Origin of the sequence: Chitinophaga sp. 180180018-3, assembly GCF_037893185.1 — a bacterium.
In the GTDB taxonomy this organism is placed as follows: Bacteria; Bacteroidota; Bacteroidia; order Chitinophagales; family Chitinophagaceae; genus Chitinophaga.
This window is the reverse complement of the sequence record NZ_CP140772.1, coordinates 7,820,373-7,837,813: the sequence shown is the minus strand read 5'-3', so window position 1 is coordinate 7,837,813 and position 17,441 is coordinate 7,820,373. Positions and strand designations below refer to the sequence as shown.

Below are 17,441 nucleotides of genomic sequence, written 5' to 3'. Positions count from 1 at the left end.
CGATATATATACACGTGGGAATAAACAAGCGGCAAGAATACCGCCTGTGCTCATCAACCAAAATCTAAATCGAGATTAAAATTAGCCCCGCATGACGCGGGGCAAATATCTTATTAAGACAGGGTCAGTGGGTGTGTTTTTAACAACTCCAGCAGCACCGCAAATAAATCTTCATTGCGATGATTAAACCGGTATTCACACTCTTTGAGGTGGAGATACGCAGTATTGCGGTTCAGCCCCTTAAATTTAGCCAACCGGTGCTTTGTGAGCCCCCAGAAAGCATCTACATCATCCATCTGGTGACTGTCTGATGTTTGCCCAAGCCTGTACAGGCGGTACTGCCCCAGATCTACCAGACCGTTAAAGCGGCGCAGGCGCTCAGTAGCAGATTGCGTTTCCAGTACGGAACGTCCACGGGTAACAGCATGGATCATCGACCTGCTCACATCCGGAAGAATCTCCGTGTGCAGCCTGTCGGCCGATCTGCAAATACCAAAAATTACTGGCTTAACAATCCGGTCTACTTCCGGTTTTACTGCAACCATCGTGTCGCCGTCCTGATCGGAGATTGGGTCACTCTGCCTGGTATCGTAGGTAAGAGCTGGTACCGGCACAGGGTGTTGGGCTTCACAATAACGGGCAATCTGACTTCGCAGTTTTTTGAGGTAGCTGTTGATAGTTACCCTGCTTACGCCACTGATATTGGCGATCTGCGTAGCAGTGAGATCATCGGCAAATAGCCGCAAGATCTCCTTAAATTTGCGCTCGGATAAATGAGCACCCTTTAAGTACTTATTTTTCATGAACTATGTGGTTAGAATGGCATTATAAACCTCTAACTTTTTCATTATAAAACACCCCCAAATTTTACAAACGGCGATAATGGTATGTGAGTGCTGCCCACTAGATTATTTTATGAGGTCTTTTTGTCCATTTTAGCTAAAATTTTAGCATTTGTTGCCAGCCAGGGGGCTAAAAAGCCACCGGGGCAGACAATAAACGAACTAATCCGCCTATTACCTGCCCCGGTGGCCTTATCTGTAAATTTATGTTTACTCTTTATCGCTGATACCTAACTCTGCAATATCTATGTCTGCTTCTTCATCAAGGGTTTTCCAAAGCTCTTTTTTACGGGCTTTCTTCAATAATGCTTTTTCCATCCATAACAGCAGCGCTGGTAAGATCGTAAGGTTAGTAATCATTGCTACTACCAGCGTAAGAGAAGTAAGCCAGCCCAGTGCTTTTGTACCTCCAAACTCAGAAAAACTGAATATCATAAACCCGGCAAACAGGATCGCGGAGGTATAGATGATACTAAGCCCTGTTTCATGAATGGTCTGTTTTACAGTGGCACTGATGTCGAAATCGTGACGGGGCAACTCCTGCTTGAAGTTGACCAGGAAACGTATGGTCACATCTATTGCTATTCCGAGCGCAACACTGAACACCAGTACTGTAGAGGGCTTCAGAGGTACCCCGGCCCAGCCCATCACCCCGGCTGTTACTGCCAGCGGAATCACATTAGGGATCAGAGAAATGATCAGCATCCTCCAGGAACGGAAAAGATACAGCATACATAACATAATCAACACAAACGCCAGAATGATACTCTCCGCCAATCCATTAATGATGAAACGCGTTCCCTCCTGGAATATCACACTGGTTCCGGTAAATGTCACCTTATAATGCGCGGTGTCAAAAATAGCTACTGCTTTAGGTTGCAGGGAATCCAGCAACTGCGGCAGACGCTGAGAACCCACATCCTTCATATTCACACTCAACCTTGCTATCTGCTTGGTACTATCCATAAAAGACGATACCAGCTTAGAAAAAGTGGATGCCGGACCCGACGCCGTATTCGTCCCTTTCATACGTAAATAAGGCGCCAGAAAACCCAGATCAAACTGGTTGGGCACTGCATAGTTGGAACTATCTCCGTTATAATAAGCCTGCTTGGCAAATTTGATCCCTTCCACAACAGACAATGGCCGGCCAAAATCAGGCTGAGAGGCAATTAACTGAGTCAATTCATCCAGCTTATTCAGCGTTTGCAGATTAACTACGCCATTCTTTTTCTTTGTATCTACCGCTATCTCCAGTGGCATTACTCCCTTGAAATTCGATTCCAGGAATTTCAGGTCAGTATATAACTTATCAGTATGCGGGATGTCGTCCAGCATATAACCGACCGACTGAAGCCGGCCCATTCCCGCCACTGCCAGCACTACTGCCACCAGGCTTACGCCGTATACCCATGGACGGTACCTGAACACCAACGTATTGAGAAAATCCAGAATTGCTCCGAAGAAACGGTTATCCAGATAAGTTGTGTGCTTGGTTTTAGGTGCCGGTAAATAACTGAGCACTGAAGGCAGGAAAATAAAGGAGATCAGGAAGATGAACATGATATTGAGTCCTGCTACCACACCAAACTCCCGGAGGATGGCACTGTTGGTAAAACAAAACACACCAAAACCAATTGCTGCAGTCAGATTGGTAAAGAGCGTCACAATTCCCATACGCTGGATCATATGTACAAGAGCCCTTGTTTTATTGGCATCCCTGGCATATTCCGTATGATACTTACTAAGAAAATACACACAGTTCGGAATCCCTATCACCACTATCAACGAGGGGATCAACCCGGTAAGCAGGGTGATCTTATATCCCATCAGTACAATCGTTCCTACTGACCAGATCACACCTATTGCTACTACAATCATCGACATCAATACCGCACTAAACGAACGGAAAAAGAGAAACAATATCAGGGCAGTTAACAGGAAAGATATTTTCAGGAATAACTTCAGCTCGTCGGCCACTTTAACGGCCATGGCTGTACGAATCAGCGGCAACCCGCTCAGACGTACTTCTGTATGTTGCTTTTCCTGAAAGGCATTGGCTAATTTAGTAACTTCAGCTACTACCGCTGTACGTTTGGGAGAATTAAATACATCCTTGTTTACATAAATAGCCATCAGGTAGGCATGGGTATCCGGGTTGTACAGCAGCCCCCTGTAGAACAACAATGTATTAAATACTTTCGACAAGCTATCAATCGTTTCCTGGTTGCCGAGATCTCCTTTGAACAATGGCTTTGCTTCAAGTTTCTGCGTACTGTCATTCTTCACCAGGTTGATGGCCATCGGCACACTCATAATGTTCTCTACGGCAAAAACATTCTTCATATCCTTGTTCAACTGAACATAGTCCTTGAAAAAATCTGCCTGGAAAAACTTATCTGTTTGTACAGCGAGCATCAGGACGTTGCCATCTGCTCCAAATTTTTCTTTAAATTTCTGATATTCAATAAATTTGGGGTTATCGTGAGGAATAGTGGACACATATTCGTACGACATCTGCACCTTACTGGCAAAATAACCCATCACCCCGGTTCCGATGAGTAATAAAAGAAGCAGTAATAACCGATATTTTAGCACAAAGCCTGCTAAACGTTGCCACATAAGGAGTCTCTTTTTTTTATAATGTGGGCGTAAAGGTAACTAAAAATAGCTATTGGCTGTTAGCAGGCGGCGATGAGCAGGCCGTTTTTAGCTATCAGCCAGCGGCTTTTGGCGTTCAGTTGTTCAGGAGGGGGAAATCATCGTTTGTATTAACTTGCGGGAATATTTAAGAATTAAATGCTTCATAAAACGCGCGGCATAGTATTACGTACAGTTAAATATGGTGAAACCAGCCTGGTTGTCAGCATATTTACAGAACTCTTCGGAATCCAGTCATATATGGTGAACGGCGCCCGCTCTGCGAAGCCCAAAGCCGCCAAGGGCAATCTGCTGCAACCCGGCAATATACTGGAAATGGTCGTGTACCATAATGATAACAAAAATCTGCAGCGGATTTCTGAATACAAACCCGGATATATTTACCATACCATTCAGCTGAACGTGGTGAAAAATACCGTTACGTTATTTATTATTGAGTTACTGCAGAAATGCCTGAAGCAGCCGGAGCAACAAACGGAGCTTTATTATTTCACCGAAAATATACTGCAATTGCTGGATATTTCAGCAACCCCGGTAGTGGCTAATCTTCCGCTCTACTATACCCTGAAAGTAGGGGAGCACCTGGGTTTCAGGCTGAATGGCCACTTTTCAGAATACACTCCCTACCTCGATCTGCAGGAAGGTACATTCACGGATCTGCCGCCTCATCACAGCTATCACCTCGATCCTGTGAACAGCGAGCTCACAGATAAACTATTTCAGTGTGCCGCGGTGGAACACCTCGCCGCCATCGCCATGAATAAGGAGCGACGCAGGAAATTGCTATATGCTTACCTGGAGTTTTTCAGATTGCATATCCCCGATTTTACAGAGATGCATTCACCGCCTATCCTGCACGAGATCCTTGACGCCTGACCGGGCTGCCTTCTCGCCAGCCTCCGTGAAATATTTCAGGGTTATGTCGTGTCCGTCGAATACGGCGTAAGAGAAGTAGTTGAGCCAATCACCCAGGTTAATATACCTGCTGTTATCCTTCAGAGAAATATCCAGCGGAAGGTGCCTGTGCCCGAATATGAAGTAATCGAAATGTTCTTTTTGCAATACCTCTTTGCTATAAATTGCCAGCCACTCATTTTCTGCTCCCAGGAAATGCTCCAGCTCCTGACCGGTAGCAGCGCGACTTTTACGGCTGAAGTAGTTAGCCAGGGATATTCCCCATGCCGGGTGTAATGCAGAGAATAACCAGCGACAAAAGGGGTTACGGAATACCTTCTTCAGCATTTTGTACCCGTGATCGCCGGGGCCTAATCCGTCGCCATGACCAACATAAAACCTCTTGCTGCCAATGGTATAGGTCTGTGGCTCATAATAAACCGGGATATTCAGTTCATCTTCAAAATATCCATTCATCCACATATCATGATTCCCGATAAATACAGAGATACCAATACCTTTATCACTCATCGATGCCAGCTTGCCCAATATCCTTGTGTATCCTTTAGGGATCACATGTTTGTATTCAAACCAGAAATCAAAAATATCGCCTACCAGAAAGATATGCTGTGCATCTTTTTCTGCCTGTTCCAGCCATTGCAGGATCAGTTTCTCCCGTTCTCTGCTGGCAGCAGGGTTAGGGGCACCCAGGTGAAAATCGGAAGCAAAATATACTTTCTTATTGGCAGGTAATTGGATCTCCATTCTTAAAATTATGAAGCTTTCAGTGATTGGCATTAACTTTTTAACAGTATCAGTCCTGTTAAAAAATTAATGCCAAGCGCTGAAAGCTATTCATCTACTAAAAATACATAAACTTCTTTCGGACCGTGAATGCCCACCACCAATGTTTTCTCAATATCAGCGGTCCGGCTGGGGCCTGTGGCAAAGGAAATCGCAGAAGGAATGTCGTTGCCATATTTATCCCTCAGTTTCTGCAGCGCATCTTTCAGATCAAATACCAATTGATGCGTAAAGGCAACCACGATATGCACTGGCGCATACACCGGTAATGCCCTGCCGCTTGGTTGTGCCGAGCTCAACACCAACGTTCCGGTACGGGCAACGAGATACTCGCAATCCGTAATAGCTGCATTGGCCTCATGCATATTCGCCTGGTTAAGTACCGGCAAATCCCCGCGGTGCAGGATCTTCAATAGTTCCGGAGTCTGACACACCACATTATGCCATTCTTTATGATCACAAAGCGCCCTCAGACTCTCTGTCAATTCACCTTTTCCTGCGCAGAAAACAAACTTGCCCTGAAGCCGGGTAAACTCCTCTGCAAACTTTAATTCCAGGCTCTCATTATCAGTTTTGAAAACAGAAGAATTGCCCTCCGAATTTGGGAAGGGCAATTGTACCGGCTGACTTAAAGCATTCCGTACTCTCTTCAGAATATTTTCCTTGGCAGGAGAAATCTTCATATCAAAATTTACGCATTAGCTGGTGATGGAGAAGGGTTGATGATATCTGACGGATGCACTCCATCAGTAGTCATTCCTTCCTTATTTACCTGGTGTTCTTTATGAGTATCAAAAGGACGTTTTCCAATCAGTCTTTCCAGATCTGCCTGGTACAACACTTCTTTCTTCAACAGTTCCTGTGCGAGGGTCTTTACCTGTTCCAGTTTTTCGGTAAGCAGGTTTTTAGTTCTCACATAGGCAGATTCTATCAGCTTTCTTACTTCCTCATCGATCATCCGGGATGTTTCTTCAGAGTAAGGCTTGGTAAATGACTGATCGCTGTTAGGATCGTAGAAAGATACATTACCCACTTTATCGTTCATACCGTACACAGTCACCATTGCATAGGCCATGCGGGTAATCACCTGCAGGTCGTTCTGAGCACCGGTAGAAATTTTGCCGAAGATCAGCTCTTCCACTGCACGACCGCCGAGGGTCATACAGATATCATCCATCAGCTGTTCTGTATTGTACAGATATTGTTCTTTAGGAAGATATTGTGCATACCCCAATGCTGCTACACCACGTGGTACGATAGTTACTTTCACCAGTGGATTAGCATGTTCCAGGAACCAGCCGCAGATAGCGTGTCCTGCTTCGTGGTAAGCTATCACTTCCTTCTCTTCCGGAGAAATAATCTTGTTTTTCTTTTCCAGACCACCAATTACACGGTCGATTGCATCATTGAAATCTTCCATTTCCACCTGCGACTTGCCTTTACGGGCAGCGATCAGCGCAGCTTCGTTACACACGTTAGCGATATCCGCACCGGCGAAACCAGGCGTCATGGAAGCCAGTTTCTTCACATCCAGGTTGGGGGAAGTTTTGATGGGTTTCAGGTGTACTTCAAAGATAGTTTCTCTTCCTGCCAGATCCGGTTTGTCGATAGATATCTGACGGTCGAAACGGCCTGGGCGCAGCAACGCACTATCCAGTACATCCGGCCGGTTGGTAGCAGCCAGGATAATAATACCACTGTCTGTTCCGAATCCATCCATTTCCACCAGCAACTGGTTGAGAGTATTCTCACGTTCGTCGTTGCTCATCATCACATTCTTTCCTCTTGCACGGCCGATAGCATCAATTTCATCGATAAAGATGATACAGGGAGCTTTTTCGCGGGCCTGTTTAAACAGGTCGCGGACACGGCTTGCACCCACACCTACGAACAATTCCACGAAGTCGGAACCGGACATGGAAAAGAACGGAACCTGTGCTTCTCCCGCCATAGCTTTTGCCAGCAGGGTTTTACCAGTACCCGGAGGGCCCACCAATAAAGCTCCTTTTGGTATTTTACCACCGAGAGATGTATACTTCTTGGGATTCTTCAAAAAATCAACAATTTCCATTACTTCCACTTTCGCCTCATCTAATCCCGCCACGTCGTTGAAAGTGATATTAACGCGGGTTCCTTTATCGAACAGGGTAGCCTTGGATTTACCGATGTTGAAGATGCCGCCGGGACCTCCGCTGCCACCAGCAGGGCCGCCCATTTTACGCATCAACAGTATCCATAAACCGATGATAAGGATAATGGGCAGCAATAGCTGGAATATAGGTTCAAACCAGCTCTGGCGCTCATCGTAGGAAATCTTCACCTGATTTTCCACAGGTATTCCTTCCTGCGCTTTGTCAATGTCCTTCTTAAAACTTTCTTCGCTTCCAATAGTAAAGCGGAAGTGAGGACCAGGGTTCTCGCCACCGAATTTACTTTTATTAACAGCGTTAAATTTTTCTTCTTTAAGCCTGTCAGGCTTTATGTAGACTTCTACATACTTCTTATTAACTACAACCAACCTGTCAACATCTCCTGGTTTCAGGTAATTTACCTGGAACTCCTGGAAACTGATCTCTTTGGTAGGGGATTTTAAATCAAAAAAGTTCATTGCGAGCAGGGCAACGCCAATAAAGGCATACACCCAGTATATATTGAACTTCGGTCCTTTCTTAGGTGATTTCTCTGAACCCTTGTTGAAGTTATTGCCTCCTTTTTCCATAATCTTACGCTCCTTTACGGATGTTTATTGCATTCAGAATAATATGAATAATTAAATTCTTAAACAACTGCTTTTGTTCAGTTTTCGTTGTGATCCATCCTGTCGGCATCGCTCCACATTTCCTCAAGATTATAGAATTTCCGGTTTTCCGGCTGGAAAACGTGAACAACTACGTTCACGTAGTCAACCAGTACCCATTGCTGTGAACTAAATCCTTCATGCTTATATGGTTGCTCCGATGTATACTTCTCTACTTCTTCTGCTACATAATCAGCAATAGCTTTCACCTGGGTGCCGGAATTGGCTTCACATAATATAAAGAAATCGGCCACGGCTTCAGGAATCTGACGTAGATCCAGGGATACGATATTTTCCCCCTTCTTATCCTGTATGGCCTTTATGATGGTGGTAAAAATTTCACTTTCTCTGGTCAGGCGTTGCTGCGCCTTCTTTCTCGTGCTCAGAACGGTTAAGGGTGCCAATAAATATCGTTTTTGTTAAAAATAATCTTTAATTGTCAAAGTTACTAAACAAGCGGTAATATAACATGTATAATATCGCCGGCGGGGTGCCTTTAAATGTTAATAAAATAATAAAATGAATTACTTTTCGGGCCGGATATACAGACTAAAAAAGATTCATGTGATTGGACACCCGTTTTATATATTAGACAAAATTGACAGCACCAATAACTATGCCATGGAGCAGGTGAATTCAGGCCACGTCACATCCGGCACAGCCTGGTTTACAAGCAATCAGACGGCAGGAAAAGGCACCCGTGGAAAACAATGGCTGGCACAACCCGGCGATATCAGCGCCCTCTCTGTTGCCCTGCAACCAGCCACCTTACCACTTTCCAGACAGTTCATGCTCAGCGTTGCCGTAGCACTTGGTACCTGCGATTTCTTTACTTCCTATGCGGGCGACGAAACGCTTATTAAGTGGCCCAATGATATTTACTGGCGTGACAGAAAGGCAGGCGGTATCCTGATTGAAAATGTTCTCCGGGGGAATACATGGCAATATGCCATTATTGGTATCGGACTCAACATTAACCAGGCAGCATTTCCGGAGCACCTCCCCAACGCGGTTTCATTGCGGCAAATCACCGGCAAAACCCGCGAAGCCAGCGAACTGGCAAAGGAGCTATGCACTTACTTAGATAAAAGAATAACGCAACTGCGGGCTGCCAGATACGATGCCCTGTTAGAGGAATATACTTCGAAACTGTTCAGATGGCAGCAGCCAGGTTTATACCGTCAACCGGGCGGGGAGGTGTTTCAGGGCATTATCTGCGATGTACTGCCAGATGGCCACCTTTGCCTGGAAAAAGATGGCGGCATCATCCAGGTTGGCTTTGGCGAAATTGAGTTTATTTTAAGGCAATAAGCCCTGCTCCGTTTGAGGCAATTCTCTGATTACAGCAGTATGCCCGGGCATTTCTATTAGCAATTGGCATAATTGCGCTGCCTCACTTCTGGTTTTATAACCACCCGACGTATAGCATATGCCTCAAAATAAATCCGGTACGACGCCAGCAGGGCTTTCGGGATCAGATAACAGAGAAGGAAATAAAATATAAAAAAGTTTCTTCCATTGCTTTATGTAAACAATCATTGGCATTGGAAAATATTTATGCAACAACACCTTTAGGAAACACTTTTGGTGGAAAGGAAATACCTTCAACGAAAAACGGAAATACCCGCGAGATAAGCGAAGCATTTCCGTTCGTAAATTTATAATCTCTTGTTCTACGGCTTATGTGGCAAGCGGCCCTACATAGCAATCATCCGGGTTTGATGATAACAAGATTTTGGTTGATAAAGGCGTTAACAAATTGTGAAATTTTTTCTATTTAATCAAAAATAAAATTGCAACTTTGTTGCATTTATAAATAAAACCGTCTCCCAGTATTGGTTTCAGCATCTCTCATCTTTCAAAAAGTTAACATTGGAATCTTTACCACTCAAATAATTTATTACAGATTTAGTTAAATTTGGTGTATGCCTTCAAACAAGAATACCTCCATTGAACTGAAAACTTTCAACGATTTCAACGACGAGCTTTTAATTTACACCCGCAACGAGGCAATTCCGAAAGCACCGCTGCGCGGTAGCTTCGCCGTTCACAAAAAATCAGATTACCCTTGTATGGACGAAGTACGTGCCAGCAGGAGGGACTATTACAAAATAACATTGGTTTCAGAAGGTACCGGTATTTTCACGATGGGAGACGACCGGTATGAGATCACTCAGCCAACACTCCTCTTCATCAATCCATTTGAATTGAAGACGTGGCGAAGCACCTCCGACCACCAGGACGGCTACTATTGCCTGTTTACCGACTTGTTGTTTGAGTCGTTGCCCACCCAGGAGAACCTCCTGCACCACCCGTTGCTGCAGATGAACGCCAGGGCGGTATTTCCCCTGACTGAAGAACAGTCGGTTTACCTGCAATCTATCTTCCGTCAGCTATTGAAAGAATACCGGGAAAATACAGCCTTTAAACAGGAAGCCATCCTGATTTACCTGAAGTTGCTGATGCTGGAGGGAAAGCGCCTGTCGAGCCAGCGCAATGCCCCGCAGCGGCAGCTAACTGCGGCCCAAACCCTGGCGAACCGTTTCATCGACAAACTGGAGAAACAGTTCCCTATCGAGTTCACCCATAACCAGCTGGGATTAAAAACCGCCAAGGAATTTGCACATGCACTGAATACACACCCCAATCATCTGAACGCCTGTGTGAAGCAGTCGACCGGACGTACCGTGAGCGAACATATCCGGCAACGTATGTTATTGGAAGCCCGATTGCTGCTAATGCATTCCGACTGGCAAATTGCTGAAATAGCCTGGTGTCTGGGCTTTGAAGATCCCGGTAACTTCACGCACTTCTTCAAAAATCACAGTGGGATGTCGCCTCATATCTACCGCGCAGGATGATCTTTGATTTTTACAATTAATACTTTGCCTATTACAATCGACAGCCGTCAGCGGGAGTGTACATTTGTTTCACTAAAAATTTTAACAATATGCAGTACAGAAAACTAGGTAAGACCGGTGAATCAATTTCCGCAATAGGACTGGGTTGCATGGGTATGTCGTTCGCATACGGAAGTGAGCAGGATTTCAACGAACAGGAATCACTTGCCACGCTGGAGCTGGCATTGGATTTAGGCATTAACTTTTGGGATACAGCAGATATGTATGGCCAGGGAGCTAACGAAATACTTCTTTCCAAAATACTCGCCACCAAAAGAGATAAAGTATTCCTTGCCACTAAATTCGGTTTCAGATTTAAAGAAGATGGTACCTACTACTTCGATGGCTCTCCTAAATATCTGAAACAAGCCTGTGAAGCAAGTTTAAAGCGGCTCAAAGTAGATGTAATAGATCTTTATTACACTCACCGTATCGATGATACAGTGCCAGTGGAAGAAACAGTAGGCGCAATGGCTGAATTGGTGAAAGAGGGTAAAGTGCGTTACCTTGGCTTATCTGAAGCAGGAGTGGCTTCTATCAGAAAAGCGCATGCGGTACATCCTATTGCTGCACTGCAAACAGAGTATTCACTGTTCACCCGTGATGTGGAAGGGGAAATCCTCAACACCACCCGCGAGCTGGGCATCTCACTGGTAGCTTACAGCCCGCTGGGTCGTGGTCTCTCCACCGGAGCTATCAACAATGCGGCTTCTCTGAGTGACGGCGACTTCCGCAAAAACCTGCCGCGCTTTCAGGGAAGCAACTTTGAGCAGAACCTGCAAACAACCAATGCGCTCGAAGTATTTGCCAAAGAAAAAGGTATTACGGCTGCTCAATTATCGCTTGCCTGGCTGTTGGCACAAGGTGAAGATGTAGTACCGATCCCTGGCACCAAACGGCGCAAATACCTGCAGGAAAATGCGGCCGCTGCAAACATTCAGCTGTCTTCATCAGACCTCGCTGCCATCAATGAAATTCTGACCAAAAACGCCGTAGCCGGCGAACGGTATACAGATGGAGGGATGAAGCTGGTGAACAGATAGGATAAGGAGTTAAGAAAAGAGAATAAAGAATTAAGAAACAGAGCGAAGCCCTTAGCGAGTATAAATCAATAAAATACTCGCTAAGGGCTTCGCTCTGTTTCTTAATTCTTACTTCGTTTTCTTATATCCCCAATCCAGCAACCACTTCACTACTTTCTCCTTATAATCGCCCTGGATAAGGATTTCTCCGTCTTTAACGCTACCCCCGGTACCACATTTGGTTTTCAGTTCCTTACCTAATTTCTCAAGATCTTCTTCTTTTCCTACGAAACCAGTGATCAGGGTTACTACTTTTCCGGCTCTCTGTTTCTTGTCCAATACTACTCTGAGTATTTGTTCAGCAGGGGACAGCGTTTCGGTTACTTCTTCCTGCTCTGGCTCAAAAGAGAAGTTAGGATCGGTAGAATATACGATCCCGTTTGCGGAGTTATTTTTCTTTTTCGACATCGCTCTGAATATTTAAAGGTTATTCATTCACTACTACATTAATCGCGGCCGGCTCCACACGCATGTGCACCACACCGTTTTCCGCGAGGGGCACTGCATCCCCATCTACCTGCAGGTACTGCAACTCATTACTTCGGATAGTAATTTCCTTTCCTTTGTAATGTTTTAGGTAACGGGTTTTATCGATATTGCCCAATAGCGAAAATAAACTCACCGGCAACAGGCTGAAAACGTTTACCGGAGGCATCACACACAAGTCCAGTTCCCCATCGAACACATTGGCGGAAGGCGCCAGTTTGAATTCGTATCCGAACTGGTTGCCATTGGCCACGGTCAGTAGGAAGGCTTTTTCCTGAAGTGGGTGCCCGTCTACATCGATATTGTATTCTGCCGGATTATAGCTGCTGAAGCTCTTCAGTACCAATTTGGCGTAGCCCGGCAGGCCCCGCTTGGTCTTATGCCGGAACTGCTCTGCTACCAATGCGTCGAAACCAACGCCTGCATTGCTCAGGAACAGGTGTTCGTTAGCATAGCCCACATCTATAGCGCGCTGTTTATCGGCAGCAATCAGTTTCAACGCTCTGTTAATATCCAGCGGAATCTTCAGCGCCCGGGCCAGCCCGTTGCCGCTTCCCAGCGGTAAAATAGCCATGGCGGTATCAGAACCAACCAGGCCCCGGGCTATTTCATTGATAGAACCATCGCCACCAACCGCCACAACCGTATGTACCCCATTCTTCACAGCCTCTCTTGCCAGGTCCGTTCCATGACCCAGATAGGCAAGATAGGTAGTGCTCACTTCAAATTCACCGGCAGGCAGATACCTGCTGATAGCATCTCCTAATCGCTTTTCACGATCAGTACCTGCCTTACGGTTAATGATAAATAAGATCTTCTTCAAACAACTGATTTTATAATATGATCGCCTTCAGGCTAAGATCCAGGCTTACTGCATGGTGAATGATGGCGCCGGCTGAAATGTAATCTACGCCTGTTTTGGCGTATGCTTCCAAGGTGTCCAGCGTAATGCCGCCGGACGCTTCTGTTTCAAAACGGCCGTTGATCAACTGCAGCGCCGTTACAATATCCGCCGGGGCAAAATTATCGAGCATAATACGATCTATCTGGCCTACTGCCAGCACTTCTTTCACATCATCAAGCATCCTCGTTTCCACTTCAATCTTCAGCGGCAGTTGTTTCTCCCTGAGATAAGCCACTGTTTTAGTAATGGCTGCAGTGATGCCTCCTGAGAAATCGATGTGATTATCTTTTAGCATAATCATATCATACAGCCCCATCCGGTGGTTAACGCCTCCGCCTATACGAACAGCTTCTTTCTCCAGCATTCTGAAATTGGGCGTGGTTTTACGTGTATCCAGGATACGGGTATGATAACCTTTCAGTTTTTCAACATACTGATGTGTAAGAGTGGCAATCCCGCTCATGCGCTGCATACAATTAAGCACCAGTCTTTCCCCCATCAATAAAGTATGTACAGCGGCCGTTACTTCAAAAGCCACTTCGCCGGCCTTCATCGGATCACCATCCTTCTTAAACGGCGTGAAAACAGTAAACATATCCAGCCACTTAAAGATGGCTTCCGCCACTTCCATTCCGGCCAGGATACCATCTTCCTTGATCTTCAATACGGCCTTACCCTTGGCGGTAGGCGGGATGCACGCCATAGTGGAATGATCTCCGCTTCCTATATCTTCCGCCAGTGCACTTCTGATGAACGCATTCAGCGCTGCTTCTTCTAACATAATCGACAATATTATCTGATATTCATACAAGTAATTCCGCCAGCAAAGTCGCAAATATTATTTGTTGTAAGATGTCTTGTATGAAATATTTATCAAAAATAAAAAGTGCCTCGCAATTAATTGCGAGGCACCGGGGTTTTTCAACTAATTTATGCTGGCATTTTTATTTGTTCTCGAATCTGAGCTCGTTCAACACCATCACACCACCTTTCTTCTGCAGAAAAAACGAAACCCTGAAGTTTCCGCTGCCGGTAGTCATGTTACCAATACCAAAACGGGAGCTATCACCTCCCTGGTGAACAAGTTCGAAGGATTTTACCGGATTCTTACCAAAAAAATCCTTCAGTATGATCTCAGCCTGTGCTTTACTATAGGAATTTGACTTTCCGGAAATATTAATCTCTACATTATTGTCGAGGTAACGGGATAAGCCACTCACATCGCCCTGCTTCAACGCAGCTACAACGTCGTCGAATGGACCGGCAACTGTGATATCAATTGACCTGGCCGACAGTGTTAGTGTCGGAAAAGCACCTCCCAACAACAAGATCCCCAGCACAATCAATAGCTTCTTCATTGTCAGTTATTTTACTAAAATGTGATTTACCTAAATACAAATTAAAAGCGAAAATTATGCCAAACGCGCTACGAATCAATAAAATCACATTATTGTGGTAGCTATTAAAGGGTAAATCATAACACTATGATAATATGTGTTTAATTTTGAATAATTAAATTATAATATACTTTAAAGTTCATATAGAGGTAGCATTTTTCTGATTAGTTTTATTTTTGCAAAAAATTTAAACCCTTTATAAGTACTTTCACCTTTTCGAGTGAATTAAAAAAACTATAACCAGATAGGATATGGAAAAAAAAAGAGCCATTCTCGTAATTATGGACGGATGGGGCGAAGGTAAAGTTCCTGAAGCCGATGCTATTGCCCATGCAAAGACTCCTTTTGTAAGTGGCTTATACAATAAATACCCTCACAGCCATCTTATTACATGCGGAGAAGATGTTGGATTGCCGGACGGCCAGATGGGAAACTCTGAAGTGGGTCACCTTAACATTGGTGCGGGCAGGATCGTTTACCAGGAACTGCAGCGAATCAATGTGTCGATCAGGGATGGAGAGCTGGCAAAAAACCAGGTATTGCTGGATACCCTGGCACATGCAAAAAACAACGATAAAGCCCTGCACCTCATCGGTCTTGTAAGTGATGGAGGTGTACACTCTCATATCGCTCATCTAAAAGCACTAACCTCTATTGCAAAAGCCAACGGACTGACTAAAGTATATATTCATGCATTTACCGATGGCAGGGATACCGATCCTAAGAGTGGTTTAGGATTCCTGGAAGACCTGTCGAAACACCTGGAAACATCCGGTGGACAGATCGCAACTGTTACCGGCCGCTATTATGCAATGGACCGCGACAAGCGCTGGGAAAGGGTAAAACTGGCTTATGATGCCCTGGTAAATGGCATTGGTACTCCTACCCAGGATGTACTCACTGCGGTGAAAGCGTCTTACGCCGAAGGCGTGACTGACGAGTTTATCAAACCGATAATAGTGACTGACGCGCAACAAAAACCGGTTGCTACTATCCAGGACGGAGATGCAGTACTCTGCTTCAATTTCAGAACAGACCGCTGCCGGGAAATCACGATGGCGCTGACGCAACAGGCATACCCCGACTTTGGCATGCAGCCCTTGGATCTTTACTACACAACCATGACGGAATACGATCGCACCTACAAACATGTACATGTTATCTTTGAAAACGATAACCTGAATATGACCCTGGGTGAAGTGCTGACCCTGGCAGACCGTACCCAGATCAGGATTGCGGAAACCGAAAAATATCCTCACGTATCTTTCTTCTTCTCAGGTGGAAGAGAAGCTGAATTTAACGGCGAACGCAGGCTGATGGCAGCATCTCCGAAAGTTGCCACCTACGACCTGAAGCCTGAAATGAGTGCCAACGAGCTCGCTGATATGATTGTTCCGGAGCTGGAGAAGAAATCAGCCGATTTCATTGTGCTCAACTTTGCTAACGCAGATATGGTTGGACATACTGGCGTATTTGAAGCCGTTGTGAAAGCCGTTGAAACCGTAGATCATTGCGTTGAACGAGTAGTGAATGCTGCTCTCGCCAGCGATTATACGGTATTCCTCACAGCAGATCACGGCAACGCTGATTTCATGGTCAATGCTGATGGTACTCCTAACACCGCCCACTCACTGAACCTTGTACCCTTCTTTATTATCAATAAAGACTTCCAGGGCACAGTAAAAGACGGAAAGCTGGGCGATATTGCCCCCACTATCCTCCATTTCATGGGACTGCCGGTTCCAAAGGAAATGACAGGCAACCTGTTGGTTTAAGAATTACGAATCAGGAATTACGAAATAACCCGAAGAGCTTAGCGATTGATAGATAATAATTATTATCCGCTAAGTTCTTCGGGTTATTTCGTAATTCCTGATTCTTTTCAAGCAATTTTTTTTTGAAAATAATTTCCCCTTCTCTGTAACATTTAAATCATCGTTAGCGTTTAACAAGCGTTAATTCAAAAAGAATTCGGCCCAACAAGCTGATTTACATATTTTTAGTGCTCTCGACAGATTTGCTCATGCATCGATGCGCCGTTTTCACGGCGCATTTTTTATGGCCCACATTTAAGTATTAATTTTGCATCATGAAAAAATACGGGCGAGTAACGGTATTATTTACTATAATTGGCTTCATGGCCTGTAACCTGGCAAATAAACCATCAGCACAACAGTCACAGGATAAGTTTATAAGAATTCCGGATTATTTCAATAGCGAGAACACCCGGATACGGGCAAGTGACTATTATCTGCATTCCTCGGTTACACTCAATGGCCAAACAGATACCAGCAATTTTACCGGCAAAGACAGTGCAGCTATTCATGATCTGCTGAAACCATTCATGGAAGCCGATCTCAACAAGCCTTCCCTAAGGGAAGAATATGATACCTCCAGCCTGTATGATCCGTTTTCAGGCAGAAAATCCATCATTTATAAATCACGAGGTAAGCAAACCAATCCTTCCGAAGTCACTATGGAGCTTGATAAGCAGGGCAGTATACAGCAGGTGAACATTCATTCCTATACCAACAATATGGTATATGAGTTCCGGCAAGACTTGCTTTACCAGAAAAACAAACAGGTTCGGATCGCTACCTATCAAAAGATCGCCTTTCTTGCACCCAAGGAACTGGAAGTGAACGTTACCATCGCACCCAAAACCGCCATGTAA

Annotated in this window: 16 protein-coding genes; 6 read left to right on the top strand and 10 right to left on the bottom strand. The window is 45.0% G+C overall.

Annotated features, from left to right (window positions below; translation table 11 throughout):
- Nucleotides 1–113: 113 nt before the first annotated feature.
- On the bottom strand, nucleotides 114–803 hold the full coding sequence (locus UNH61_RS31060; RefSeq protein WP_326995918.1) for a hypothetical protein: 690 nt from the start codon (nucleotides 801–803) through the stop codon (nucleotides 114–116).
- A gap of 249 nt (nucleotides 804–1,052) precedes the next feature.
- Complete coding sequence (locus UNH61_RS31055) at nucleotides 1,053–3,464, bottom strand: efflux RND transporter permease subunit (RefSeq protein WP_326995917.1); 2,412 nt, start codon at nucleotides 3,462–3,464, stop codon at nucleotides 1,053–1,055.
- Nucleotides 3,465–3,641: 177 nt separating this feature from the next.
- Here UNH61_RS31055 and recO point away from each other — a divergent pair, with 177 nt between their 5' ends.
- Nucleotides 3,642–4,379, top strand: a complete 738-nt coding sequence (recO, locus tag UNH61_RS31050) for a DNA repair protein RecO (protein WP_326995916.1) — start codon at nucleotides 3,642–3,644, stop codon at nucleotides 4,377–4,379.
- Here the strand turns inward: recO and UNH61_RS31045 are convergent.
- The 4 genes from UNH61_RS31045 to rsfS all read right to left on the bottom strand — a co-directional run bounded on the left by UNH61_RS31045 (nucleotide 4,344) and on the right by rsfS (nucleotide 8,402).
- Nucleotides 4,344–5,162, bottom strand: a complete 819-nt coding sequence (locus UNH61_RS31045; RefSeq protein ID WP_326995915.1) for a UDP-2,3-diacylglucosamine diphosphatase — start codon at nucleotides 5,160–5,162, stop codon at nucleotides 4,344–4,346. The two genes, recO and UNH61_RS31045, sit on opposite strands and share 36 nt — an antisense overlap.
- An 86-nt stretch (nucleotides 5,163–5,248) precedes the next feature.
- On the bottom strand, nucleotides 5,249–5,884 hold the full coding sequence (locus UNH61_RS31040) for a lactate utilization protein (RefSeq protein WP_326995914.1): 636 nt from the start codon (nucleotides 5,882–5,884) through the stop codon (nucleotides 5,249–5,251).
- Between the two features lie 8 nt (nucleotides 5,885–5,892).
- Complete coding sequence (gene ftsH, locus UNH61_RS31035) at nucleotides 5,893–7,920, bottom strand: ATP-dependent zinc metalloprotease FtsH (protein ID WP_326995913.1); 2,028 nt, start codon at nucleotides 7,918–7,920, stop codon at nucleotides 5,893–5,895.
- A 77-nt stretch (nucleotides 7,921–7,997) separates the two neighbouring features.
- On the bottom strand, nucleotides 7,998–8,402 hold the full coding sequence (rsfS, locus tag UNH61_RS31030; protein ID WP_326995912.1) for a ribosome silencing factor: 405 nt from the start codon (nucleotides 8,400–8,402) through the stop codon (nucleotides 7,998–8,000).
- 115 nt (nucleotides 8,403–8,517) lie between these two features.
- Between rsfS and UNH61_RS31025 the strand changes: the two genes are divergently transcribed.
- The 3 genes from UNH61_RS31025 to UNH61_RS31015 all read left to right on the top strand — a co-directional run bounded on the left by UNH61_RS31025 (nucleotide 8,518) and on the right by UNH61_RS31015 (nucleotide 11,941).
- Entirely contained in the window at nucleotides 8,518–9,309 is a 792-nt protein-coding gene (locus UNH61_RS31025) for a biotin--[acetyl-CoA-carboxylase] ligase (RefSeq protein ID WP_326995911.1), read from the top strand.
- Between the two features lie 614 nt (nucleotides 9,310–9,923).
- The gene (locus UNH61_RS31020; RefSeq protein ID WP_326995910.1) at nucleotides 9,924–10,859 is read left to right on the top strand and encodes an AraC family transcriptional regulator; all 936 of its coding nucleotides are present in this window, start codon (nucleotides 9,924–9,926) and stop codon (nucleotides 10,857–10,859) included.
- A gap of 89 nt (nucleotides 10,860–10,948) precedes the next feature.
- On the top strand, nucleotides 10,949–11,941 hold the full coding sequence (locus UNH61_RS31015) for an aldo/keto reductase (protein WP_326995909.1): 993 nt from the start codon (nucleotides 10,949–10,951) through the stop codon (nucleotides 11,939–11,941).
- Between the two features lie 108 nt (nucleotides 11,942–12,049).
- On the opposite strand, the gene UNH61_RS31010 is transcribed toward UNH61_RS31015, so the two are convergent.
- The 4 genes from UNH61_RS31010 to UNH61_RS30995 all read right to left on the bottom strand — a co-directional run bounded on the left by UNH61_RS31010 (nucleotide 12,050) and on the right by UNH61_RS30995 (nucleotide 14,728).
- On the bottom strand, nucleotides 12,050–12,388 hold the full coding sequence (locus UNH61_RS31010; protein ID WP_326995908.1) for a translation initiation factor: 339 nt from the start codon (nucleotides 12,386–12,388) through the stop codon (nucleotides 12,050–12,052).
- Nucleotides 12,389–12,407: 19 nt separating this feature from the next.
- Nucleotides 12,408–13,289, bottom strand: coding sequence for a diacylglycerol kinase family protein (locus UNH61_RS31005; RefSeq protein WP_326995907.1), 882 nt, complete (start codon nucleotides 13,287–13,289; stop codon nucleotides 12,408–12,410).
- 10 nt (nucleotides 13,290–13,299) lie between these two features.
- A complete protein-coding gene (gene nadC / locus UNH61_RS31000) occupies nucleotides 13,300–14,151 on the bottom strand; it encodes a carboxylating nicotinate-nucleotide diphosphorylase (RefSeq protein WP_326995906.1) in 852 nt (283 codons plus the stop codon).
- Nucleotides 14,152–14,314: 163 nt separating this feature from the next.
- Nucleotides 14,315–14,728, bottom strand: a complete 414-nt coding sequence (locus UNH61_RS30995) for a DUF4783 domain-containing protein (protein ID WP_326995905.1) — start codon at nucleotides 14,726–14,728, stop codon at nucleotides 14,315–14,317.
- Nucleotides 14,729–15,018: 290 nt separating this feature from the next.
- On the opposite strand from UNH61_RS30995, the gene gpmI reads away from it, so the two are divergent.
- Nucleotides 15,019–16,542, top strand: coding sequence for a 2,3-bisphosphoglycerate-independent phosphoglycerate mutase (gpmI, locus tag UNH61_RS30990; protein ID WP_326995904.1), 1,524 nt, complete (start codon nucleotides 15,019–15,021; stop codon nucleotides 16,540–16,542).
- A 314-nt stretch (nucleotides 16,543–16,856) separates the two neighbouring features.
- Nucleotides 16,857–17,441 (top strand): hypothetical protein, encoded by a 585-nt coding sequence (locus UNH61_RS30985; RefSeq protein WP_326995903.1) that lies wholly within the window; start codon nucleotides 16,857–16,859, stop codon nucleotides 17,439–17,441.